We start from the raw sequence: 20,209 nt of genomic DNA, 5'->3' as shown, positions 1-20,209 counted from the left end.
GGCCAATGTGACATTCACGCGATACGCGATCTATTTTGCGCCACCTGCCGGGGTCGAATGGGTGAAATTCGCCACAAGCTGGCTGGGTTGGGACATGGAAACCGGCCAAGCGGTTGCGCACCCGGCCATCGACGACGTGGATGTTTCTGACATAACAGAGGTGCCGCGCAAATACGGGCTGCACGCGACCATGAAGCCGCCGTTTCGTCTGCGGGATGGCCAATCTGTTGCCGCGTTGAAAGACGCCTGTGCCGCGCTGGCCGCGCATCAAACGCCCGTCACGCTGGACGGGTTGGAGATTGCCCGGTTGGGCCGGTTTCTGGCGCTGTGCCCGGTGGGCGATACCACGGCGCTGAATGCATTGGCGGCGTCGTGCGTTTGTGATCTGGACGCGTTCCGCGCACCAGCGCCTGAGGCTGAATTGGCCCGTCGCCGCGAGGCCGGTCTGTCGCCCAAGCAAGAGGTCAATCTGACCCAATGGGGGTACCCTTACGTGATGGAGGCATTCCGCTTCCACATCACACTCAGTGGCAAGCTGGACAAACCCACGCTGGCACAGGTCCAATCCACACTGGACGCGCGACTTGCCCCACTGCTGCCCCGTCCGTTCCACATCGCCGATCTTGCCCTGATGGGTGAGGCCGAGGACGGGCGGTTTCACCTGATCCATCGCTACGCCCTTTCTGGCTGAAGTCGTGACAGGATTTCGGCCACGGTCACTTGCAGCGGGCCGGAATTGTCAATTTCGATGACCCGCTGCAAACCCTTTGGCAGGGGTGCTTTAGCGCGCCCAAGGCGCCGTGTCTGCTCAGCCATGCTTTCCCGGCCACGTGCGGACAGCCGCCGCGCCAGAACTTCGGCATCCGCAGTCAGAGAGATCACGATCAGATCGCCAAAAACCTCTTGCGCCTGCAGCAGAACGGCGCGCGACAGGTTGACCAACACCGCATCTGCACCCAGCCGCTGCTCGGCAATCGCTTTCGGAACTCCGTAAAGCAGACCATGCGCGGCCCAGTGCAGTGCAAATGCGCCGTCCAGCGCCATCAGTTCGAATTCTTCGACCGAAACCCGGTCAAAATCTTCTCCTTCTTCCCCTTCGGGCCGCGTAATCACCCGCCGCACCCGGCAAATGCCGGGCGCGCTTGCCTCCAGTGCCTCCATCACGCTGTCCTTGCCCACACCTGACGGACCGACAACAGCTATGACGGGAGCCCGGCTCACGCGGCTACACCGGGCGCAAAGTCCGAAACATCAATCTCTCGGTCGCAAACGCGATTTCGGGCGTCTACATCATGAAAGATGCCCACAATCGCAGCGCCACGCGCCTTGGCCTCTTCGATCAGCGACAATACGGTTTCTCTGTTCTGGGCATCCAGCGAAGCGGTCGGCTCATCCAGCAACATCGCCGGGTATTCATGCGCGAACCCGCGCGCTATGTTCACCCGCTGCTGCTCACCCCCTGAGAAAGTCGTGGGACTCAGCGACCACAGTGTTTCGGGAATATTCAACCGCTGAAGCAGGCTGGCCGCCTTATCCATCGCGATGCGCTTGTCACAGCCAATCGCCAACAACGGCTCGGCCACGACCTCCAACGTCGGGACCCGGGGCACGACGCGCAGGAACTGGCTGACATAACCCAGCGTGTCCCGGCGCAGGGCCAGAACCTCGCGCGGCTCGGCTTGCGCGACATCCAGACCACCGACCAGGACCCTGCCAGATGCGGCCAGGTAGTTGCCGTAGATCACTCGCATCAGCGTGGATTTCCCTGCACCTGACGCGCCGGTCAAGGCAACACATTCGCCCGGCTCCACTTTCAAAGACGCACCTTCCATCACTGGAATAACCGCGCTGCCCTGATTGTGCAGGGTAAAGCTTTTGCTAACGTCGTTAAGCTCAATCATGGCTTCATCTTTTCCCAAATACTCAAACCTGCAGAACGCTGGACACCAGCAGCTGCGTATAGGCGTGCTGGGGATCATCCAGCACCTGATCGGTCAGGCCAGCCTCGACCACATGCCCGTCTTTCATCACCATCAATCGGTCCGCCAGCAGGCGCACGACAGCCAGATCATGGGTCACGATGATCGCGCTCAGGCCCATTTCACGCACCAATCCACGCAACAGATCCAACAGGCGCGCCTGAACCGAGACGTCCAATCCCCCCGTCGGCTCATCCATGAACACTAGCCTTGGCCCGGTGACCAAATTGCGCGCGATCTGCAAACGCTGTTGCATCCCGCCCGAGAATGCCGTCGGACGGTCGTCGATCCGGCTTTCATCGATCTCGACGCGGCCTAGCCAATCGACTGCCTGGTTGCGGATCTGACCGTAGTGACGATCTCCGACGGCCATCAACCGCTCACCTATGTTGCCACCCGCACTGACCGACATTCGCAATCCATCGCGGGCGTGCTGATGCACAAAGGCCCAATCGGTGCGACCCAGCATGCGGCGTTCAGGCTCGGACATGGTGACCGTGTCCACCAGTCCGTCAGCGCGTGTATCAAAGATCACCTGTCCCGCATCCGGCGGCAAATGACCAGCCAGACAATTCAGCAGGGTCGATTTCCCCGACCCGCTTTCGCCCACGATCCCCATGACTTCGCCGGGATAGAGGTCGAAACTGACATCCGCGCATCCGATCCGCGTGCCATAGTTCTTTTCAATCTGCTTGACTTGTAACAGAGGGGTCATGCTGCATCCTCCGAACCCAATCGGCCCACATGGCCCGCGGCGCGGCGGGACCGGCAATAATCTGTGTCCGAACAGACAAACATCCGGTTGCCTGCATCATCCATGATGACTTCATCCAGATAGCTGTCCTCCGCCCCGCACAGATCGCAGGGGTGGTTGGCCTTCGTGGCCTCGAACGGGTAATCTTCGAAATCGAGGCTGACGACCTTGGTATGCGGCGGCACCGCGTAAATACGCTGCTCCCGCCCTGCGCCGAACAGCTGGATCGCGTCCATTTCAAGTTTGGGATTGTCGAATTTCGGGATCGGCGACGGGTCCATCACATACCGATCAGACACTCTGACCGGATAAGCGTACGAGGTCGAAATTGCGCCGTGCTGGCTGATGTCTTCATACAGTTTCACATGCATCAGCCCGTATTCCTCAAGGCTGTGCATCTTGCGCGTCTCGGTTTCACGCGGCTCGAGAAAGCGCAGAGGTTCGGGGATCGGCACCTGATAAACAAGGATCTGATCCTCGGTCAGCTTCGCCTCGGGAATGCGATGTCGGGTTTGAATGACCGTCGCTTTCTCGGTTTCCTCGGTGGTTTTGACACCAGCTGTATTTTCAAAGAACTTGCGGATGGACACAGCGTTTGTAGTGTCGTCCGCACCCTGATCAATCACCTTGAATGTATCCTCGGGCGTCAGGGTCGCCGCCGAAACCTGCACCCCGCCCGTACCCCAGCCGTAAGGCATAGGCATCTCGCGGCTGGCAAAGGGCACCTGATAACCGGGCACCGCCAAGCCTTTCAGAATAGCCCGGCGGATCATCCGCTTGGTTTGTTCGTCCAGATAGGCGAAATTGTATTCGCTCATAGGATACCCCTTTCGGTCAGCGCGATTTCCAGCGCTTGCGGTGTCGTGAAGTGAATGCCGTCCATGCCCACGGCGCGCGCGCCTTCGACATTGTGCAAACCATCATCAATGAAAACGCAGTCTTCCGGTGCGATGCCTGCCCGTTGGCACAGGATACGAAATATTCGCGCGTCGGGCTTCATGACGCCCTCTTCTCCGGACACCACCAATGTCCCGAACACCTCGCCCAGACGCGGATGGGCTTTCACGCCCTCGGGCCATGTCTCGGCTGACCAGTTGGTTATGCCGTGAACCGCCGTGCCTTGCGCCCTAAGGCGATCCAGCACGTCCCACGTACCGTGAATCGGATTTTCAACGGTCCGCCCATAATGCTCGACATAGCTGGCGAACAGGCGCTGATCTTCGGGATCGTCCAGTTCCTGGGCCATATCGGCGAAAAGTTCACCGTTATCGCCGCGCGCGTTCTTCTCGCGAAATCCGGTGCGTTCGATAAAAGCGTGCGCCGCTTCTTCCGAGCCCAACTGTTCTGCCCAGGCCAAATGCGGCTGCCAATCGATCAGCACGCCGCCAATGTCAAAAACAACGGCCTTCATTCTGCGGCCTCCTTCGGGGTGATGCGCTCTTCGGCTTCACGGCGCAGTTTGCGGACCAGTTCCAGTTCGGATTGGAAATCGACGTAATGGGGTAGCTTGATGTGTTCGAGGAACCCAGTCGCCTGAATGTTGTCAGAGTGACTCAGAACAAATTCCTCATCCTGCGCAGGCGCGCCCAGATTGTCCTCGCCCAGTTCTTCCCACCGCAGGGCGCGGTCGACCAGCGCCATTGAGATGGCTTTTCGCTCGGACTGTCCAAACACCAGACCATAGCCCCGCGTGAACTGAGGCGGTTCGGTCTTAGACCCCTGAAACTGGTTCACCGTTTCGCATTCGGTCAGTTCAATTTCACCGATTTCAATGGCGAAACCCAATTCAGGCACCTCCATCTCAACCGCGACTTTGCCGATGCGCAGTTCGCCCACAAAGGCGTGGTTGCGGGCATAACCACGCTGGGTGGAATACGCCATGCCCAGCACAAACCCCTCATCCCCCCGTGTCAGCGATTGCAGCCGCAGCGGGCGATTGGACGGGAATTCAAGCGGCTCGCGGGTCAGGTCGCCCGGAGTGTCCTCGCTGGCTGGTTCATCCTGGATGATGTCTTCGCCCTTGAGAAAGCTGGTGATATGCGGTGTCGTTTCCTGCCGCGCGATCCCTTGCGGCGCTGCCGGGACCTCTCCGTCAGCAGCGAGTTTGAAATCCAGCAACCGGTGCGTGTAATCGAAGGTCGGACCCAGCACTTGCCCTCCGGGTGCATCTTTGAACGTAGCCGAGATTCGACGGTCACAGGTCATTTCTCCGGTCTCAACGGGGTTGGAATAGCCAAATCGCGGCAGCGTGGTGCGATAGGCCCGGACCAGAAAGATCGCCTCGATCAGATCACCGCGCGCTTGCTTTATCGCCAGCGCTGCCAGGTCAGGATCGTAGAGAGACCCTTCGGCCATCACCCGATTGACGGCCAGGCTTAATTGCTCGCGAATCTGGGCAATACTCAGCTCGGCAACATTTGTGTCTCCACGCCGTTCCTCAGCCAGCCAGGCATGGGCGTTTTCAATGGCTTTCTCGCCACCTTTAACGGCTACATACATTGTTAACCCTCCGCCTCGATCTGCGTGCTGCGTGGAAGCCCGGCGACCTGATCGCCGGCGGTGAAGAAGAAGTCACAGCCCAGCGGGTATTGCATCGCGTTGCCTTGCAGAATGGTGACGTCCGGCAGTGACAGGCGCGCTTTGTTCTTGATGCCCGGACCCCGAAGAATTGCGCCGTTGGGCTGCAGGCTGTCGCGCTCGACGATCAAGGTTGTGGAACGATCCGGGTATTCGGGCGTTCCGATGCGATAGTCGCGCAACGGCATCAGATCGACCCAGGAACCCACAGCGAAATCCGCCTCGGATGCAGTGACGAATGGCGCGCCGGTGTGAAACGTCAGCCATTGACGAACCTGAGCCGTATCAGCAGCACCGGCCAGATAAACCCCGGTGTCTGCGTCACACAACGTCAGCAACAGCGTTCCTGCCGCAACGGACAAAGGTTCGGGCGGTTCGGCACCTGCCAGTGTTCGAATTTCACCCGGTCTGGCCAGTACTGTCATTGCCGCCCGAAAGGCATAGGCTGCGTCCCTTGAAGCATCCTGAAATCCACCCGAGAATTGGGTCTGTGCGATCATCAGTCCTCTCCCCGTACAAGTGTAAAGAACTCAACCTTGGTGGCTGCCGCTTTGGCTGCGCGGGTCTGCTGTGCCGCCTGTATTTTCTGGCGAAGCGGTTCGATCACTACCTCCTGCAGCGCAGTTGCCGCATCGGTTTGCATCAAGGCATCGATCATCGCTGCGGCCTCTGCCTTGGGCTTTGATCGCCCCTGCACATAGCCATGCCCGACGGTTCCATCCTCAAGCACCAGTGAACAGCGCGTCACGGACATCTCGCCCAGATTGAACGGTGCACCAGTTGCCCCCGCACGACCCCGCACCATCACACCGCCGACCTCGGGGCTGCGCAGCCATTTGAATGCGGGGCGGTCCGTGACCTTTGCCCACAGGGTTAACAAGTCCTTCTCAGGTGCCCGGGCCAAAAGCCCCATCCAGCCCTGTCGCGCCGCCGCGTTGGTTTCCATCTGTTCTGCCATCGAGAGCCCTTGCCGAGTTTGTCTACACGAACTATACAACTAGACAAATAATACCCGTAACAACCCCGTACCGCAATTGGGGACACTGTGAATATTTGATGACATGAGCAAAACTCCGATCTGGAAAAGCATCGCCCTGAGCCTGACATCTGATATCGCCGAAGGGCGCTATGGGACCGGTGACCGGCTGCCGACCGAGGCGCAGCTGGCTGCTTCACATGGTGTAAACCGCCATACGGTGCGCCGCGCGTTATCCGAACTGGCCGATCAGGGATTAGTACACGCCCGACGCGGTGCGGGCGTGTTCGTCACGGCGCAACCCACGGATTATCCGATTGGAAAGCGGGTCCGGTACCACAAAAGCATCTCGGCCAGCGGTAAAATCCCCGGCAAGCGCATTCTGACCCTGACAACCCGCGCGGCAGATCAGGCAGAGGCCGAAGCACTACAACTCGATCCAGGTGATCCGGTGCATGTCTATGATGGCCTGTCGCTTGCAAATGGTCTGCCCATCGGATTGTTCCAAAGCATCTTTCCGGCGAACAGGTTTCCAGACATTCTGACAATTCTGACCGAGACCCGATCTGTCACAAAAGCCCTCCAACGTTGCGGTGTTGAAGACTACACCCGAATTTCCACACGCCTGACTGCGCGTGCAGCGACCGCAACCCAAACCCTACATTTGAACCTGAGCGAAGGCGCGCCGGTCCTGCATTCACTGGGGATCAACGCCGACCCCGAAGGCCGCCCGGTCGAATTTGGCCGAACCGTCTTTGCCGGTGAACGTGTAACACTGACAATCAGCGAATCCTGAGTATCCAAGCCACGACCCAAGGCCTTCTCCTGTTACAGGTGCGCTGATTTTGGTGCGGAGCCGGGGGCTTACCCGTATTTCTCCAGAAAGGCGTCCACATGCATAGAACGGAAATCCGGAAGCACCTGTCGCAGTCTCTCGTGGCTCCAATCCCACCAGGCAAGCGCCATCAGGCGATCAGCGACCTGCTCGGAAAAACGACGTCGAACGGGTTTGGCGGTCACTCCGGCGACGATGGTGTAAGGCGACACATCTTTTGTCACGATAGCCCCGGACGCAACAACTGCACCATCACCGATAGTCACCTCGGGCTTTATGATGGCGGCGTGCCCGATCCATGTATCGTTGCCTATGGTTGCCATGCGACTGGCGCGATGCGCAAACCAGTCGCCATCATCCTCGACATCATCCCAGTAATCAGCAGAGCGATACAAAAAGTGGTGCAGCGACGCTTTCTCCATCGGGTGGTCCGTCGCACCGATCCGGGTGAAACTGGCGATATTGGCGAACTTCCCGATCCGCGCATTCGCAATGTCGCATGTCCGGTCGCAATAGGAATAGTCACCGAACTCGGAATTGGCGACCCGCGTTCCAGCACCAATTTCGACATATCTGCCAAAACTGCTGTTGGAAATCGCGCAGTCCGGATGAACAAACGGTTTGTCCGAACACAGGCGTGCCATTGTCTTCCTATCCTTGGTTCAGCTCTGCGGCCGGAGTTTGGCTTTCGCATCACGCGGCTTGCGCTTTGTCCCGGTTTCCCCCTGGATCAACCGCTTCCGTAACCAGCCCGAGAACCAATCCATCAGCATCACCATCAGAATGATCAGGACGATGTAATACGCCACCTCTTCCCAGTCTTTCTGCGTGATGATCGCCTGCGTCAGCAACAGACCGATACCACCCCCCGTAATCGCACCAATGACGGTCGCGCTACGCGTGTTGGATTCGAGGAAATACAGAAGCTGGCTCAGCAATACAGGCGTGATCTGCGGGATCACCCCAAAGCGATAGCGTTGCGGTGCGTTCGCGCCCGTGGACTGAACGCCTTCGATTTGCTTTTGATCAACGTTCTCCAGGGCTTCCGAGAAAATTTTCCCGAACGTGCCAGTATCTGTCACCAGAATAGCCAAAGCACCCGTCAAGGGACCCGGCCCGAAGGCCCGGGCCAGAACGACTGTCCAGATCAAAGCATCCACACCACGGACGAAATCAAACACGCGCCGCGTTGCGAAACGAACCGAACGTAGCGGGTTGAAGTTCCGCGTTGCCAGGAACGCCAAGGGAAGCGCAATCATGCCCGCGCCAAGTGTCCCAAGGAATGCCATCAGGATGGTTTCAAAGATCGCCCAGGCCACGTCCTGATGACGCCACATCTTGTTGGTCCAGAAGTCATTGAAGATTGCCCCGGCTTCACCCGATACCGCCCGACCGGCCAGCTCGGGGAAGGATTGACCATAGTAGGGGCTGTCCAGCGTGAACCAGAACAGCTCCCACCCGGTGAAATAACGGAACACTTCAGACCGGTTGCGGGTGACAGTCAAACGGCCTGCTTCCGTGGTAATCGCCAGACGGTTTTTGGAAAGGTTGATCCAGTCCGGCACCTCTCCGGCAGGTAATTCGGCCTGAACGCCAGCCGACCGGCTGGGGGTGGCGCGCACCAGACCATAGCCGGGAATGTCGTATTCAACCGTCTCGGGACCGAAGCGCACGACATGACCGTCTTCCAGATCAATCACCGTGGTCTCACCCAATGCGACCCATTCCGGAGCGGTCCCTTCGGGGTAAGCCCCTTTGCGTTCACCTTCGATGGCAACTGAAACCTCGCCATTGCGATTGTCCCGCTCGACATGTGTCTTGTAGCTGTAACTGTCCGAAACAAGCGTCTTGCCGTTTTCCCAGTTGGCTCGTTCGGCCAAGCCGGGCACGTCGAAGGCAAAGAATACGTAAATCAGATAGGCCAGAACCAATCCTGGCAAGCCGAAATTCACAATCCTCTTGCGGCTGAACAGACGATCCGCTTCGGCCTTCAGTTCATCTACGGACAGATCGGTGGCAAAGGTGCTCATGCCGTGGCTCCTTTTTCCGACCCGTGGGTCAGACGGTCGCGCAGGTAGCCGGACAGCTGGTCCACGACGACGATAGTGACAAAGAGAAGGATAAAGATAGCCGCAGCCTCATCGTAGCGCCCCTGCCCCCAGGACATGGCGTTGCGCAGCTCGTATCCCAGACCACCTGCGCCAACGAAACCCAGAATGGCCGAGGCGCGTATGTTGATCTCGAACCGCAGCAGGGCATAGCTGACATAGTTCGGGCCGACCTGCGGGATCACGCCCAGATACATGCGCTGGGACCAATTCGCACCAACCGAGTGCAACCCCTCCACCGGCTTCAGTGATGCGTTTTCGTTAACTTCCGAAAACAGCTTGCCCAGTGCACCGGCGGTGTGAATGGCAATGGCGATCATGGCCGGGATCGGGCCACCGCCCAGAATGAAGATCAGGACCAGAGCTATCACGATCTCGGGGATCGCGCGGAAGATGTCCGAGATGCGGCGGAACAGCGGTATCAAAGACGGCCACAGCGCCATGCCGCGCGTTGACATCAAGGCCAGAAACGTGCCCGCAATGGTGCCGATCAGGGTCGAGGCTGCCGCGATGTTGATCGTCTCGACCAGCGCCGGGAAGAACTCGACAAGATTGGCTGGCATCTCGCCGATCTTCTCCCACGCCTCGGACAGCACCTCGGACGGGTAGTCGATGATACGGTGCCAGCCATCGAAAAAGCTGCCCGCGTTGCGGCTGTCGGCAGTGCGAAAACCGGCGGCCATCAAGGCCACGAACAGGATCAGGAGGATACCACCATAGACCCTTTTGCGCCGGGTCATCGCTGTATATTCGTTGCGGATCTGGTCGACGCTATGGGACCCTGCAGTCAGGTCTTTCATGGAATGCTCCTGAGGGGAAAACGGGGTCCGGCTAGGCACCGGACCCCGTGTATTGGGTAGGCAGGCTTAGTTGGACTTCAGCTTGCGGGCTTCGATGATGATTTCGTAAGCGTCGTGTGTGATCGGCTCGAACGCTTTGGCCTCACCTGCAGCAACACCGTAGAAGCACTCGCGGTCCTTGTCCGCCAGACCCGCCATCAGAGCGGTCATCTTTTCCTTGACGTCCGCAGGCAGCGCCTTGCGCAGAACAACCGGACCTTCCGGGATCGGCTGCGACTGCCAGATCATGACCAGATCGTTCATATCGACCAGACCCGCATCAACCGCACGGCGCAACGCACCCGAGTTGAAACCGTCTTCCCAGTTACCCAGACCGTCGGCCCAGGTCACACCGCCATCAACGTCACCGTTGTTGACCGCCACAATGGTTTGCTCGTGACCGCCGGTGAATTTGACCTCACCGAAATAGTCGCCCGAATCCATGGTCGCGCCAGTGGCCTGCGGGATTTCGATGGACGGGATCAGGTAGCCCGAGGTCGAGTTCGGATCGCCAAAACCAAAGGTCTTGTCCTTCATGTCCTCCAGCGAGGCGATGCCGCTGTCCTTGCGCGCAAAACCGATCGAGTAGTAACCGTAACCGCCATCCAGGTTCACCTTGACCAGAACCGGCTCGACTGCTTCGGGATCGCTCAGATAGGTTTTGGCGTAGCCCGATGCACCCAGCCATGCCATGTCGATGGTCCCGCCCAGCAGGCCCTGGATCACACCGTTATAGTCGGCAGGTGCGAACAGCTTGGTCTCAACACCGAGCGTCTCTTCAGTGTATTCGCGCAGGCATTCGTTGTTGTTCAAACGGTCCTGAGCGTTCTCACCGCCCAGAATGCCGATGCGGAACTCGCTGATTTCCTGAGCCATTACGGGCGCGGCCATGGCTGTGGTCGCAACAAGGGCAGCCATTAGTTTTTTCATCTGTCTCTCTCCAGGTTGTTGTCCCCGGCCCCTCATCGAGCCGGACGATGAAAGGGTTGGGTGGCTCAGATGGTGGCTTCGGCCTCCATCAGAGCCTTCTGGGCAGCATCGAGCGTTTCTATCTCGGTCGATGTCGCTTCTTCCGAAAAGCTGTCGTCGGCGCCATAAATCTCGCGGGCAACGCCGGTGGTCAGCTGTTCGGGCAAGCCATCAAAGACGATGCGACCATCGCGCATGCCGACCACCCGGTCACAGTAGCGGCGCGCTGTATCCAGCGTGTGCAGGTTGGCAATGACGGTACGGCCGTCCTCTTCATGGATGCGGCGCAGGGCTTGCATAACGACCTGAGCGTTCATCGGATCCAGTGAGGCGATGGGCTCATCCGCCAGAATGATCCTCGGGTCCTGCATCAGAGCGCGGGCGATGGCGACACGCTGCTGCTGGCCGCCGGAAAGGGCCTCGGCCCGCTTGGGTGCATGTTCAGCGATGCCCAGACGGTCGAGAATGTCGATAGCCCGGTGGATGTCCGCCATCGGAAACAGGTTGAACATTGTGGCAAGCGTTGAATGGCGATTCAACGTGCCATGCAGCACGTTCGAAACAACATCCATGCGCGGAACCAGGTTAAACTGCTGGAAGATCATGGCGCAATCTGCCTGCCAGGCGCGTTTTTCACGCCCTGTCAACTGGGTCACATCGCGGCCTTCGAACAGAATCTGCCCGTTGCTGGAATCGGTCAGACGGTTGATCATTCGCAGCAAGGTCGACTTGCCCGCGCCGGACCGGCCAATGATGCCGATCATACAAGGTTTATCGACATCCAAAGTTGCTGCATCCACAGCCACGTTATCACCAAAGCGCTTGGTCAGTTTTTCGATACGCAGCACGTGCCACCCCCAATTCGTGTTGGCGGTCAGCTATAGATTCCGTTCAACGGATATGTGTCGGTTCGGTGAAAGTTTTGTAAACGCCCCGAGGGGCGCCGAGGGGCCTACACTTTATCCCGGTTCGCAGATATACGCGCCGACAACACAGTTTTTCACATGAGGCCAGACATGAGCTTTGACCGTTCCATCAAGATCGCCCCGTCGATCCTGTCCGCTGATTTCGCCAATTTCGGACAAGAGATTCAGGCCATCGAAGCGCAAGGGGCCGACTGGGTTCATGTTGATGTGATGGACGGCCATTTCGTGCCTAACCTGACTTTTGGTCCCCCTGCCGTCAAAGCGTTCCGCCCACATGTAAAGACAGTGATGGATGTGCACCTGATGATCACCCCGGTTGATCCTTACATTCAGGCCTACGCGGATGCCGGCGCCGATTTTCTGACGGCGCATGTCGAGGCCGGGCCACACACGCACCGTACCCTGCAAGCCATTCGCGCGGCCGGAATGAAGGCGGGCGTCGCGCTCAACCCCGGCACTCCCGCCGAGGCCGTCGAGCATTTGCTGGACCTGGCCGATCTGGTCTGTGTGATGACTGTGAACCCCGGCTTTGGCGGGCAGAAGTTCATTGACATGACCGATAAAGTCCGCCGCCTGCGCCAGATGATCGGCGATCGCCCGGTGCATATTGAGATCGATGGCGGCGTCGATCCGAAGACCGCACCCTTGGTCGCAGCCGCCGGAGCAGATGTTCTTGTCGCGGGGTCAGCGGTTTTCAAAGGCGGCTCGGTCAGCAACCCCGAGGTTTACGGCGAAAATATCCGCGCGGTCCGTGCAGCAGCTGAAAGCGCCAGATGATTTACGCTACGTGTTGAGGTCTTCAAAGCAGCCGCCTTTTGCCACCAGTTCCTCCAGCAAAGGTGCGGGTTTCCAAAAATAAGGGTCTTCTTGCGACCATCTCCGAATATCCGACAGGATCTGAGGCAATCCCTGAATGTCCGCCCATTTCAACGGCCCACCCCAAAATCGCGGAAACCCGTAACCGTAAAGCAGGACGACATCCACATCCAATGGGCGATGCGCGATGCCCTCGCCCACGACTTTCGCCGCCTCGTTGACCATCGCGACCATATATCTGCGCACAATTTCCTTGTCCGAAAAGACCCGTGGCGTAAGGTCTTGCGCCACTCTGTCGGCCTCAATCAATGGCATAACATCCGGGTTTGGCACACCTCCCCGCTTGCCCGGTTCATAGATGTAATACCCCTTCCCCGTTTTTTGGCCGAAATGCCCGGCTTCGCACAGCTTGTCCGCATAAGAACTATCGCGCACGCCGGAGTCAAAGCCGGCCGCCCGTTTGCGCTTGCGCGCGGCCCAGCCAATGTCCAGACCGGCCAAATCCGACACGGCAAACGGGCCCATCGCAAAGCCGAATTCGGTTAGGGCGTTGTCGATCTGATAAGGGCTTGCCCCATCCAGCACCATATGATCCGCGCAGGTCCGATAGGTGTTGAGGATGCGATTGCCGATGAAACCATCACAGACACCCGCCCGCACCGAGACTTTCCGCAGCCTGCGCCCCAGCGCAAACCCTGTCGCCACAACATCCAGCGTTGTCTGATCTGCCACAACAATCTCAAGCAGTTTCATGACATGCGCAGGTGAGAAGAAGTGCAGCCCGATCACATCGCCGGGTCTGCGGGTCGCTTGAGCGATCTCATTGATGTCCAGATAAGACGTATTGGTCGCCAAAACCGCACCGCTTTTGCAGACGTCATCCAACTGGGAAAAGACCTGCTTTTTGACATCCATATCCTCGAACACTGCTTCAATCACCAGATCCGCAGTGCCAAGCGCGCTGTATTCCGTCGCCAGGCCAAGCCGATTGGACAGGATTTCGTCATGTTCCTTTTGGCTGAGCTTGCCACGTTTCACCGCACCACTCAGATTCGCTGCAATACGGTCTCTTGCTGCATGAACTGCGTCCTGAGACATCTCGATCAGGGTCACCGACAGACCTGCCAACAGGACTGAGGTCGCAATCCCGGCCCCCATCGTACCGCCGCCGATAACGCCGATCTGATGCAGGTCGCGCGGCGCAATGTCTTTCAGCTCGGGCAGCTTGGAAACCGCGCGCTCGGCAAAGAAAGCGTGGATAAGCCCCTTGCGCTGGTCCGAGGCCAACAGGTCGTGGAACAATTGCCGCTCACGCGCCAAACCGTCCGCGAAGCTCTTGGCCTCACAAGCGGCTTGGACGGCGCGCACAGCGACAGCCGGAGACAATTGCCCGCGCCCTTTGCGCAATGCAGTGTCGTAAGCGGCGTCAAAATCGATCCCTTCAGGGGCAGGCAACTCGCAAATAGGACGGCGCGGCGCGTTGCTTTGCAAAAGCTCGGTCGCAAACTCCAGCCCGATCTGTCGTGGGTCACCATCCAGAACCCTATCGAGCACACCCAGTTCCAACGCCTCGGGCGCGGGGATATGTCGGCCGGTCGTGATCATATCCAGAGCAGCCCGCGCGCCCGTGAGGCGCGGCAGACGCTGGGTTCCACCTGCACCGGGTAGAATACCCAGGTTCACTTCGGGCAAACCAACCTTGGCCGAGGGCACGGCAATGCGATAATGGCAGGACAGTGCAATCTCGAGGCCGCCACCCAGCGCTGTCCCGTGCAACGCAGCGATCACCAATAGCGGAGAGGCCTCGATCCGATCGCACAAGGCCGGCAACAAGGGATCCTGCGGAGGTTTGCCAAACTCACGGATATCGGCCCCCGCAAAAAATGTCCGGCCCTCGCCATAGATCAGAACCGCGCGGGCACCTTCGGATTCGGCGCGTTCAATCCCTGCCCAAAGCCCATTACGCACATCAATCCCCAATGCGTTTACCGGCGGGTTGTTTGTCGCAAGAATGGCGATCTCACCGAGTTTTTCATATTCAACAGCCTGGGACATCCGGCTCTTCCCTTCCTAACTGAACGCCAATCCTGCGTTGCCAAGTGACGCAGCAATAAGCTACGCGCCCGAAGACTGAACCGGGTAATTTCCGTATTCAACCCTATTTCCCGACCAACCGTTCGATTTTTATACTCTTGATCCTAGGGTTCCTCTGGCGCCCACGCTTGCGGGGTTTTGTGTTTGTCCCACCCCTTTATGTTACAAATTTTGTTACTGCAGAGAAATTGCGTTACGTTTTTTCTTGCCGCGAATCGCCCACGGGCGTATTAACCGACCCAACGGTCACTTAATCCACTCACCACCTGGAGGAGGGTTCGGTACATGGACGCCTTTATCTGCGACGCTCAGCGAACGCCCATCGGCAAGTATGGTGGCAGTTTGAGTACAGTCCGCACCGACGATCTGGCGGCCATCCCGATGGCGGCCCTGGTGGCGCGGAACCCGCAGGTGAATTGGGCCAGCCTGGACGACGTGATTTATGGCGACGCCAATCAGGCCGGTGAAAGCAACCGCAACGTCGCGCGTATGGCCGCTCTGCTGGCCGGACTTCCGGTGGATGTACCCGGCACAACGATCAATCGCCTTTGCGCCAGCGGTATGGACGCCGTTGGCATGGCGGCCCGTGCGATCAAAGCGGGTGACTATGACATGGCCATCGCGGGTGGGGTCGAAAGCATGTCACGCGCACCTTTTGTGATGCCCAAAGCGACATCTGCCTTTGCCCGGAACGCTGCGGTCTATGACACCACAATCGGCTGGCGGTTTGTGAACCCCGGAATGCAGCAGGAATTCGGCATCGACTCGATGCCCGAAACCGCCGATAACGTTGCGGAAGATTATGGCATCAGCCGCGCCGATCAGGACGCATTTGCCGAACGCAGCCAGGCCCGCTGGGCCGCGGCGCACCAGACCGGGGTGTTTCAGGAGGAGATCACCCCGGTCACAATCCCTCAGCGCAAGGGTGATCCGCTGGTGGTCGACACGGATGAGCATCCGCGTCCGGGGACCACCGCTGAAAAGCTGTCAGGCCTGAAGGGCATCAACGGGCCGGACAAGACTGTGACCGCCGGGAATGCCTCCGGCGTCAATGATGGCGCGGCGGCGATTTTGATGGCAAACGAGGCCGCCACGGCAAAGAATGATCTGACTCCGATAGCGCGCGTAGTTGGCATGTCTGCCGCAGGTGTTGAACCCCGCGTCATGGGCATTGGCCCGGTTCCAGCCACTCGCAAAGTGCTTGCCCGCGCCGGGCTGAGCATCGAGCAGATGGATGTGATAGAATTGAATGAGGCCTTCGCATCGCAAGGTCTGGCCACGCTGCGGGAACTGGGCGTTGCAGACGACGCACCTCATGTGAACCCAAACGGCGGGGCCATTGCTATCGGTCATCCCCTGGGGATGAGCGGCGCGCGCCTGGTGATGACTGCGGCCTATCAGTTGCGCCGCACGGGCGGGCGCTATGCGCTTTGCACAATGTGCGTCGGCGTTGGCCAAGGGGCAGCCCTAATTCTTGAACGCGTGTAAGGGAGGAGACCCGACATGTATGCTCAGATGATAAAGACAGCCGGAACAGGGGTTAAATCCCGCGAGGAGATGACCGAGCAGGAACGCGCCTTTCAGGACAAGATCGACGCCGATATCAAGATCGAGCCCAAGGATTGGATGCCGGATGACTATCGCGCGACCCTGATCCGTCAGATCGGCCAGCACGCTCATTCCGAAATCGTGGGGCAACTACCCGAGGGCAATTGGATCACCCGCGCGCCCACGCTGGAGCGCAAGGCAATCCTGCTGGCCAAGGTGCAGGACGAGGCCGGGCACGGGCTATATCTGTATTGCGCGGCCGAAACGCTGGGCGTCAGCCGGGATGAGCTTACCGAGATGCTGCTGGACGGGCGCATGAAATACTCGTCGATTTTCAACTACCCAACCCTGAACTGGGCCGATATCGGCGCGGTCGGATGGCTGGTCGATGGCGCCGCGATCATGAACCAGGTCCCGCTGCAACGGACATCCTTTGGCCCCTATTCGCGCGCGATGATCCGCATCTGCAAGGAAGAAAGCTTTCACCAGCGGCAGGGGTATGACGCCATTCGAAAGATGGCCGAAGGTACGCCCGAACAGCGGAAGATGGCACAGGATGCGTTGAACCGTTTCTGGTTCCCGTCTCTGATGATGTTCGGGCCATCAGACAAGGAATCCGTACACTCGGCGCAATCGATGGCGTGGAAGATCAAGATCAACACCAATGACGAACTGCGCCAGAAATTCGTCGACCAGACCGTGCCGCAGGCCGAGTATCTGGGCCTGACCATCCCCGACCCGGACCTGACATGGAACGAGGAGCGTGGACACTACGATTTCTCGGAACCCGACTGGTCCGAGTTCTTCGATGTGATCAAAGGCAACGGTCCCTGTAACGTTGATCGCTTGGCCGCGCGCAACAAGGCGTGGGATGACGGCAAGTGGGTTCGTGATGGTTTGCTGGCCCATGCCCGCAAGAAACGCGCCAGAAATCTGGCGGCGGAATAGGTGTAACGATGACGGAAAAAAGCAAAAATCCGCTTATGCTTCTGATCATGGCTTTGCTGCTTGCCAGCTTCGCAACCACCATGATCGAGATGCCTTACCGGCCAACCTCATTTGCCGCGCTCGGCAAAGATTTTCCGATCGATCCGACCTCATTGTGGGGCGTCTATGACCCGTTTCTGGACCCTTATTCTGCCCAAATCGCACACGATCCCTTCATGTTCTACTAATCTGGAGGAACATCTGATGAATAACGAATGGCCCCTGTGGGAAATCTTCATCCGTGGTCAGCACGGTATGAGCCACCGTCATGTCGGCTCACTGCACGCACCGGACGCCGAAATGGCAGTCAAGAATGCCCGCGATGTCTATACCCGCCGCAACGAAGGCGTGTCGATTTGGGTGGTCGAGGCCAACAACATCACCGCCTCGTCGCCCGGCGACAAAGGCCCGCTTTATGAGCCTAGCGAAAGCAAAGTGTACCGCCATCCGACCTTTTTCGACATCCCCGATGAAGTGGGGGCAATGTGATGACCCGGGATGAAGCTTTCCTGCAGTTTCTGCTACGGATGGGGGACAACACCCTGATCCTTGGCCACCGCGTCAGCGAATGGTGTGGTCTTGCGCCAGTGTTGGAAGAAGATATCGCTCTGGCCAATACCGCACTGGACCTGATCGGCCAGACCCAGATGTGGCTGGGCCTTGCTGGTGAGACCGACGGCGGACAAAGCGCCGATGATCTGGCCTTTCTGCGCGACGCGTGGGATTTCCGCAATGTACTGCTGGTCGAGGTTCCCAACGAAGATTTCGGGCGCACCCTGATGCGTCAGTTTCTGTTCGATGCGTGGCATTCGATCATGCTGGGGCGTCTGATGAAGTCATCCGACGAACGGGTTGCCGCAATCGCCGCAAAGGCCAGCAAAGAGGTCACCTATCACCTCGAACGCTCAGGTGACACGGTTGTAGGGCTCGGCGATGGGACCGAGGAAAGCCATGCGCGGATGCAAGCGGCCCTGGATTATCTATGGCCCTATGTGGGTGAGATGTTTGTCAGTGATGATGTCGACGCCGAAATGGTGGCCGCGGGCATCGCCCCAAACCCGGCTGACCTGCGCGCGGAATACGACGCTCTGGTCGAGCGGGTGCTGACAGAGGCCACCCTGACCATTCCGGAAAGCCGCTTTGCCCATAAAGGTGGCCGCGATGGTCGTATGCACACTGAACATCTGGGCCACTTGCTGACACAAATGCAGTGGCTGCAACGCGCCTATCCCGGCGCAAAGTGGTAAGGGCTGATGCGCGCCTCGACCGATCAGGTATGGGATTGGCTGGACGCCGTTCCCGATCCCGAGATCCCCGTGATCTCGGTCGTCGATCTGGGCATCGTGCGCGACGTGGCTTGGGAAAACGACACGCTGAAAGTCACCGTCACGCCGACCTATTCCGGCTGCCCGGCAACGTCTGTCATCAGTATGGATATCGAGACCGCGCTGCGGGATCACGGGATCAACGATCTGCGGATCGAGACCAGTATCGCCCCCGCATGGACCACCGATTGGCTCAGCGATAAGGGCCGCGCCCGGCTTGAGGAATTCGGCATCGCTCCGCCGCAGCCTGCAGGTGGCCCGGAACGCTGTCTCCGTTGCGGCAGCAAGGCAGTCGAAAAAGTCAGCCAGTTCGGCTCGACCCCGTGCAAGGCTCACTGGCGCTGCACCGATTGCCTGGAACCCTTTGACTATTTCAAGTGCATCTGACGGAGGACCACCGGATGGCACGCTTCCATGACCTGAAAGTCACCGACATTCACAAAACCATCCGGGATGCCGTGGTTGTGACGCTAGAACCTGTGAACGGCGCGGCGGAGCACTTCGACTTTGCCGCTGGTCAATATCTGACGTTTCGCCGCGACTTTGATGGCGAAGAACTGCGTCGGTCCTATTCGATCTGCGCAGGAAAGGATGATGGCATCTTGCAGGTGGGGATCAAACGCGTTGACGGTGGTGCGTTTTCCAGTTGGGCCAATGCAGACCTCAAGGTTGGGGATGTGATGCAGGCGATGCCCCCGATGGGCAGCTTTCACACGCCGATAGACCCATCAGCCGAACGCCAATATCTGGGCTTTGCGGGCGGGTCAGGCATTACACCGGTTCTGTCGATCCTGCGCACGACACTGGCACGCGAACCCAAGTCCCGCTTCACGCTGGTTTATGCCAACAAAGGCATCAACACGATCATGTTCCGAGAAGAGCTGGAGGATCTCAAGAACTTGTATATGGACCGTCTGAACGTGATCCATATTCTGGAATCCGACGCGCAGGACATTGATCTGTTCACAGGGCTGGTGACTCAGGACAAATGCGCACAGCTTTTTGAGCACTGGATCGACGTGGACAATGTCGACACTGCATTTATTTGCGGACCCGAACCGATGATGCTGGGCATCGCATCCGCCCTGCGGGGGCATGGGCTGGACGACGGTCAGATCAAGTTCGAACTGTTTGCCAGCGCCCAACCCGGGCGTGCCAAACGTAGATCGGGTGCTACCGATGCGGCGACACAGGCGAACCAGACAAGTGCCTCGATCACGTTGGACGGGTCCACTCAGACCATCACCCTGCCCAAGGACCAATCCATTCTGGAGGCCGCCTTGGAAAATGCGATGGACGCGCCCTTTGCCTGCAAAGCCGGGGTCTGTTCGACTTGCCGGTGCCGGGTGCTTGAAGGCGAGGTCGAGATGGTCGCCAACCATGCGTTGGAGGATTATGAGGTCGAAAAGGGCTATGTTCTAAGCTGTCAGGCCTACCCGGTGACCGACCGCGTGGTTGTGGACTACGACCAATAGA

At 58.8% G+C, this 20,209-nt stretch carries 24 protein-coding genes; 10 read left to right on the top strand and 14 right to left on the bottom strand.

Going from position 1 to position 20,209, the window contains the following annotated elements:
• Positions 1-7 precede the first annotated feature (7 nt).
• Positions 8-691: a DUF1045 domain-containing protein gene (locus ACP0GE_RS15045; RefSeq protein WP_424832729.1), complete on the top strand. Its 684-nt coding sequence runs from the start codon at positions 8-10 to the stop codon at positions 689-691.
• Here the strand turns inward: ACP0GE_RS15045 and phnN are convergent.
• Genes phnN through phnG form a run of 8 tightly spaced genes read right to left on the bottom strand, consistent with a single transcriptional unit; the run spans position 673 to position 6,268 of the window.
• Positions 673-1,221 carry a phosphonate metabolism protein/1,5-bisphosphokinase (PRPP-forming) PhnN gene (phnN, locus tag ACP0GE_RS15040; RefSeq protein ID WP_424832728.1) on the bottom strand — a complete coding sequence of 183 codons (549 nt, stop codon included), beginning with the start codon at positions 1,219-1,221 and terminating at the stop codon, positions 673-675. The genes ACP0GE_RS15045 and phnN overlap by 19 nt on opposite strands.
• Positions 1,218-1,901, bottom strand: coding sequence for a phosphonate C-P lyase system protein PhnL (phnL, locus tag ACP0GE_RS15035; RefSeq protein ID WP_424832727.1), 684 nt, complete (start codon positions 1,899-1,901; stop codon positions 1,218-1,220). The genes phnN and phnL overlap by 4 nt, the downstream gene beginning before the upstream one ends.
• A gap of 22 nt (positions 1,902-1,923) precedes the next feature.
• A complete protein-coding gene (gene phnK, locus ACP0GE_RS15030) occupies positions 1,924-2,694 on the bottom strand; it encodes a phosphonate C-P lyase system protein PhnK (RefSeq protein WP_424832726.1) in 771 nt (256 codons plus the stop codon).
• Positions 2,691-3,551 (bottom strand): alpha-D-ribose 1-methylphosphonate 5-phosphate C-P-lyase PhnJ, encoded by an 861-nt coding sequence (locus ACP0GE_RS15025; RefSeq protein WP_424832725.1) that lies wholly within the window; start codon positions 3,549-3,551, stop codon positions 2,691-2,693. Before ACP0GE_RS15025 ends, phnK begins: the two co-directional genes overlap by 4 nt.
• Complete coding sequence (locus ACP0GE_RS15020) at positions 3,548-4,144, bottom strand: HAD family hydrolase (protein WP_424832724.1); 597 nt, start codon at positions 4,142-4,144, stop codon at positions 3,548-3,550. The genes ACP0GE_RS15025 and ACP0GE_RS15020 overlap by 4 nt, the downstream gene beginning before the upstream one ends.
• The gene (locus ACP0GE_RS15015) at positions 4,141-5,232 is read right to left on the bottom strand and encodes a carbon-phosphorus lyase complex subunit PhnI (RefSeq protein WP_424832723.1); all 1,092 of its coding nucleotides are present in this window, start codon (positions 5,230-5,232) and stop codon (positions 4,141-4,143) included. The genes ACP0GE_RS15020 and ACP0GE_RS15015 overlap by 4 nt, the downstream gene beginning before the upstream one ends.
• Before the next feature lie 2 nt (positions 5,233-5,234).
• Positions 5,235-5,810 carry a phosphonate C-P lyase system protein PhnH gene (gene phnH / locus ACP0GE_RS15010; RefSeq protein ID WP_424832722.1) on the bottom strand — a complete coding sequence of 192 codons (576 nt, stop codon included), beginning with the start codon at positions 5,808-5,810 and terminating at the stop codon, positions 5,235-5,237.
• Positions 5,810-6,268 (bottom strand): phosphonate C-P lyase system protein PhnG, encoded by a 459-nt coding sequence (gene phnG / locus ACP0GE_RS15005; RefSeq protein ID WP_424832721.1) that lies wholly within the window; start codon positions 6,266-6,268, stop codon positions 5,810-5,812. The genes phnH and phnG overlap by 1 nt, the downstream gene beginning before the upstream one ends.
• 103 nt (positions 6,269-6,371) lie before the next feature.
• On the opposite strand from phnG, the gene phnF reads away from it, so the two are divergent.
• A complete protein-coding gene (gene phnF / locus ACP0GE_RS15000; RefSeq protein ID WP_424832720.1) occupies positions 6,372-7,082 on the top strand; it encodes a phosphonate metabolism transcriptional regulator PhnF in 711 nt (236 codons plus the stop codon).
• A 68-nt stretch (positions 7,083-7,150) separates the two neighbouring features.
• Here phnF and ACP0GE_RS14995 read toward each other — a convergent pair whose 3' ends face one another.
• From ACP0GE_RS14995 to phnC, 5 genes are all read right to left on the bottom strand, one after another.
• On the bottom strand, positions 7,151-7,765 hold the full coding sequence (locus ACP0GE_RS14995; protein WP_424832719.1) for a chloramphenicol acetyltransferase: 615 nt from the start codon (positions 7,763-7,765) through the stop codon (positions 7,151-7,153).
• 18 nt (positions 7,766-7,783) lie between these two features.
• Positions 7,784-9,151 (bottom strand): phosphonate ABC transporter, permease protein PhnE, encoded by a 1,368-nt coding sequence (gene phnE / locus ACP0GE_RS14990; RefSeq protein WP_424832718.1) that lies wholly within the window; start codon positions 9,149-9,151, stop codon positions 7,784-7,786.
• On the bottom strand, positions 9,148-10,029 hold the full coding sequence (gene phnE / locus ACP0GE_RS14985) for a phosphonate ABC transporter, permease protein PhnE (RefSeq protein ID WP_424832717.1): 882 nt from the start codon (positions 10,027-10,029) through the stop codon (positions 9,148-9,150). The genes phnE (ACP0GE_RS14990) and phnE (ACP0GE_RS14985) overlap by 4 nt, the downstream gene beginning before the upstream one ends.
• Before the next feature lie 66 nt (positions 10,030-10,095).
• Positions 10,096-10,998, bottom strand: coding sequence for a phosphonate ABC transporter substrate-binding protein (gene phnD, locus ACP0GE_RS14980; RefSeq protein ID WP_424832716.1), 903 nt, complete (start codon positions 10,996-10,998; stop codon positions 10,096-10,098).
• A gap of 65 nt (positions 10,999-11,063) precedes the next feature.
• A complete protein-coding gene (gene phnC / locus ACP0GE_RS14975) occupies positions 11,064-11,885 on the bottom strand; it encodes a phosphonate ABC transporter ATP-binding protein (RefSeq protein WP_424832715.1) in 822 nt (273 codons plus the stop codon).
• A gap of 168 nt (positions 11,886-12,053) precedes the next feature.
• On the opposite strand from phnC, the gene rpe reads away from it, so the two are divergent.
• Positions 12,054-12,740: a ribulose-phosphate 3-epimerase gene (gene rpe / locus ACP0GE_RS14970; RefSeq protein ID WP_424832714.1), complete on the top strand. Its 687-nt coding sequence runs from the start codon at positions 12,054-12,056 to the stop codon at positions 12,738-12,740.
• 6 nt (positions 12,741-12,746) lie between these two features.
• On the opposite strand, the gene ACP0GE_RS14965 is transcribed toward rpe, so the two are convergent.
• Positions 12,747-14,834, bottom strand: coding sequence for a 3-hydroxyacyl-CoA dehydrogenase NAD-binding domain-containing protein (locus tag ACP0GE_RS14965; protein WP_424832713.1), 2,088 nt, complete (start codon positions 14,832-14,834; stop codon positions 12,747-12,749).
• 324 nt (positions 14,835-15,158) lie between these two features.
• Here ACP0GE_RS14965 and pcaF point away from each other — a divergent pair, with 324 nt between their 5' ends.
• The 7 genes from pcaF to ACP0GE_RS14930 are packed head-to-tail and all read left to right on the top strand — an operon-like array spanning position 15,159 to position 20,208.
• Positions 15,159-16,361, top strand: coding sequence for a 3-oxoadipyl-CoA thiolase (gene pcaF / locus ACP0GE_RS14960; protein ID WP_424832712.1), 1,203 nt, complete (start codon positions 15,159-15,161; stop codon positions 16,359-16,361).
• Positions 16,362-16,376: 15 nt separating this feature from the next.
• Positions 16,377-17,369 (top strand): 1,2-phenylacetyl-CoA epoxidase subunit PaaA, encoded by a 993-nt coding sequence (gene paaA, locus ACP0GE_RS14955; RefSeq protein ID WP_424832711.1) that lies wholly within the window; start codon positions 16,377-16,379, stop codon positions 17,367-17,369.
• A gap of 8 nt (positions 17,370-17,377) precedes the next feature.
• Complete coding sequence (locus ACP0GE_RS14950) at positions 17,378-17,596, top strand: hypothetical protein (protein WP_424832710.1); 219 nt, start codon at positions 17,378-17,380, stop codon at positions 17,594-17,596.
• A gap of 16 nt (positions 17,597-17,612) precedes the next feature.
• The gene (paaB, locus tag ACP0GE_RS14945) at positions 17,613-17,897 is read left to right on the top strand and encodes a 1,2-phenylacetyl-CoA epoxidase subunit PaaB (RefSeq protein WP_424832709.1); all 285 of its coding nucleotides are present in this window, start codon (positions 17,613-17,615) and stop codon (positions 17,895-17,897) included.
• Entirely contained in the window at positions 17,897-18,655 is a 759-nt protein-coding gene (paaC, locus tag ACP0GE_RS14940; protein WP_424832708.1) for a 1,2-phenylacetyl-CoA epoxidase subunit PaaC, read from the top strand. The genes paaB and paaC overlap by 1 nt, the downstream gene beginning before the upstream one ends.
• A 6-nt stretch (positions 18,656-18,661) precedes the next feature.
• Positions 18,662-19,120 (top strand): 1,2-phenylacetyl-CoA epoxidase subunit PaaD, encoded by a 459-nt coding sequence (gene paaD, locus ACP0GE_RS14935; protein ID WP_424832707.1) that lies wholly within the window; start codon positions 18,662-18,664, stop codon positions 19,118-19,120.
• A gap of 14 nt (positions 19,121-19,134) precedes the next feature.
• Positions 19,135-20,208 (top strand): 2Fe-2S iron-sulfur cluster-binding protein, encoded by a 1,074-nt coding sequence (locus ACP0GE_RS14930; protein ID WP_424832706.1) that lies wholly within the window; start codon positions 19,135-19,137, stop codon positions 20,206-20,208.
• Position 20,209: the final 1 nt, after the last annotated feature.

The sequence above is a fragment of the Ruegeria sp. genome (genome assembly GCF_965243365.1).
GTDB lineage: Bacteria > Pseudomonadota > Alphaproteobacteria > Rhodobacterales > Rhodobacteraceae > Ruegeria.
Note: the sequence above shows the minus strand (reverse complement) of the source record. Positions and strands in the feature narration are given on the sequence as shown.

Coding starts and splice junctions, on each gene's coding strand:
- phnE (WP_424832718.1), bottom strand. CDS start 9,151: ATGAGCACCTTTGCCACCGATCTGTCCGTAGATGAACTGAAGGCCGAA.
- paaD (WP_424832707.1), top strand. CDS start 18,662: ATGCGCGCCTCGACCGATCAGGTATGGGATTGGCTGGACGCCGTTCCC.
- ACP0GE_RS14995 (WP_424832719.1), bottom strand. CDS start 7,765: ATGGCACGCCTGTGTTCGGACAAACCGTTTGTTCATCCGGACTGCGCG.
- ACP0GE_RS14930 (WP_424832706.1), top strand. CDS start 19,135: ATGGCACGCTTCCATGACCTGAAAGTCACCGACATTCACAAAACCATC.
- ACP0GE_RS14950 (WP_424832710.1), top strand. CDS start 17,378: ATGACGGAAAAAAGCAAAAATCCGCTTATGCTTCTGATCATGGCTTTG.
- rpe (WP_424832714.1), top strand. CDS start 12,054: ATGAGCTTTGACCGTTCCATCAAGATCGCCCCGTCGATCCTGTCCGCT.
- phnL (WP_424832727.1), bottom strand. CDS start 1,901: ATGATTGAGCTTAACGACGTTAGCAAAAGCTTTACCCTGCACAATCAG.
- paaC (WP_424832708.1), top strand. CDS start 17,897: ATGACCCGGGATGAAGCTTTCCTGCAGTTTCTGCTACGGATGGGGGAC.
- ACP0GE_RS15020 (WP_424832724.1), bottom strand. CDS start 4,144: ATGAAGGCCGTTGTTTTTGACATTGGCGGCGTGCTGATCGATTGGCAG.
- ACP0GE_RS15015 (WP_424832723.1), bottom strand. CDS start 5,232: ATGTATGTAGCCGTTAAAGGTGGCGAGAAAGCCATTGAAAACGCCCAT.
- phnH (WP_424832722.1), bottom strand. CDS start 5,810: ATGATCGCACAGACCCAATTCTCGGGTGGATTTCAGGATGCTTCAAGG.
- paaB (WP_424832709.1), top strand. CDS start 17,613: ATGAATAACGAATGGCCCCTGTGGGAAATCTTCATCCGTGGTCAGCAC.
- phnK (WP_424832726.1), bottom strand. CDS start 2,694: ATGACCCCTCTGTTACAAGTCAAGCAGATTGAAAAGAACTATGGCACG.
- pcaF (WP_424832712.1), top strand. CDS start 15,159: ATGGACGCCTTTATCTGCGACGCTCAGCGAACGCCCATCGGCAAGTAT.
- phnD (WP_424832716.1), bottom strand. CDS start 10,998: ATGAAAAAACTAATGGCTGCCCTTGTTGCGACCACAGCCATGGCCGCG.
- phnF (WP_424832720.1), top strand. CDS start 6,372: ATGAGCAAAACTCCGATCTGGAAAAGCATCGCCCTGAGCCTGACATCT.
- paaA (WP_424832711.1), top strand. CDS start 16,377: ATGTATGCTCAGATGATAAAGACAGCCGGAACAGGGGTTAAATCCCGC.
- ACP0GE_RS15025 (WP_424832725.1), bottom strand. CDS start 3,551: ATGAGCGAATACAATTTCGCCTATCTGGACGAACAAACCAAGCGGATG.
- ACP0GE_RS14965 (WP_424832713.1), bottom strand. CDS start 14,834: ATGTCCCAGGCTGTTGAATATGAAAAACTCGGTGAGATCGCCATTCTT.
- phnG (WP_424832721.1), bottom strand. CDS start 6,268: ATGGCAGAACAGATGGAAACCAACGCGGCGGCGCGACAGGGCTGGATG.
- phnE (WP_424832717.1), bottom strand. CDS start 10,029: ATGAAAGACCTGACTGCAGGGTCCCATAGCGTCGACCAGATCCGCAAC.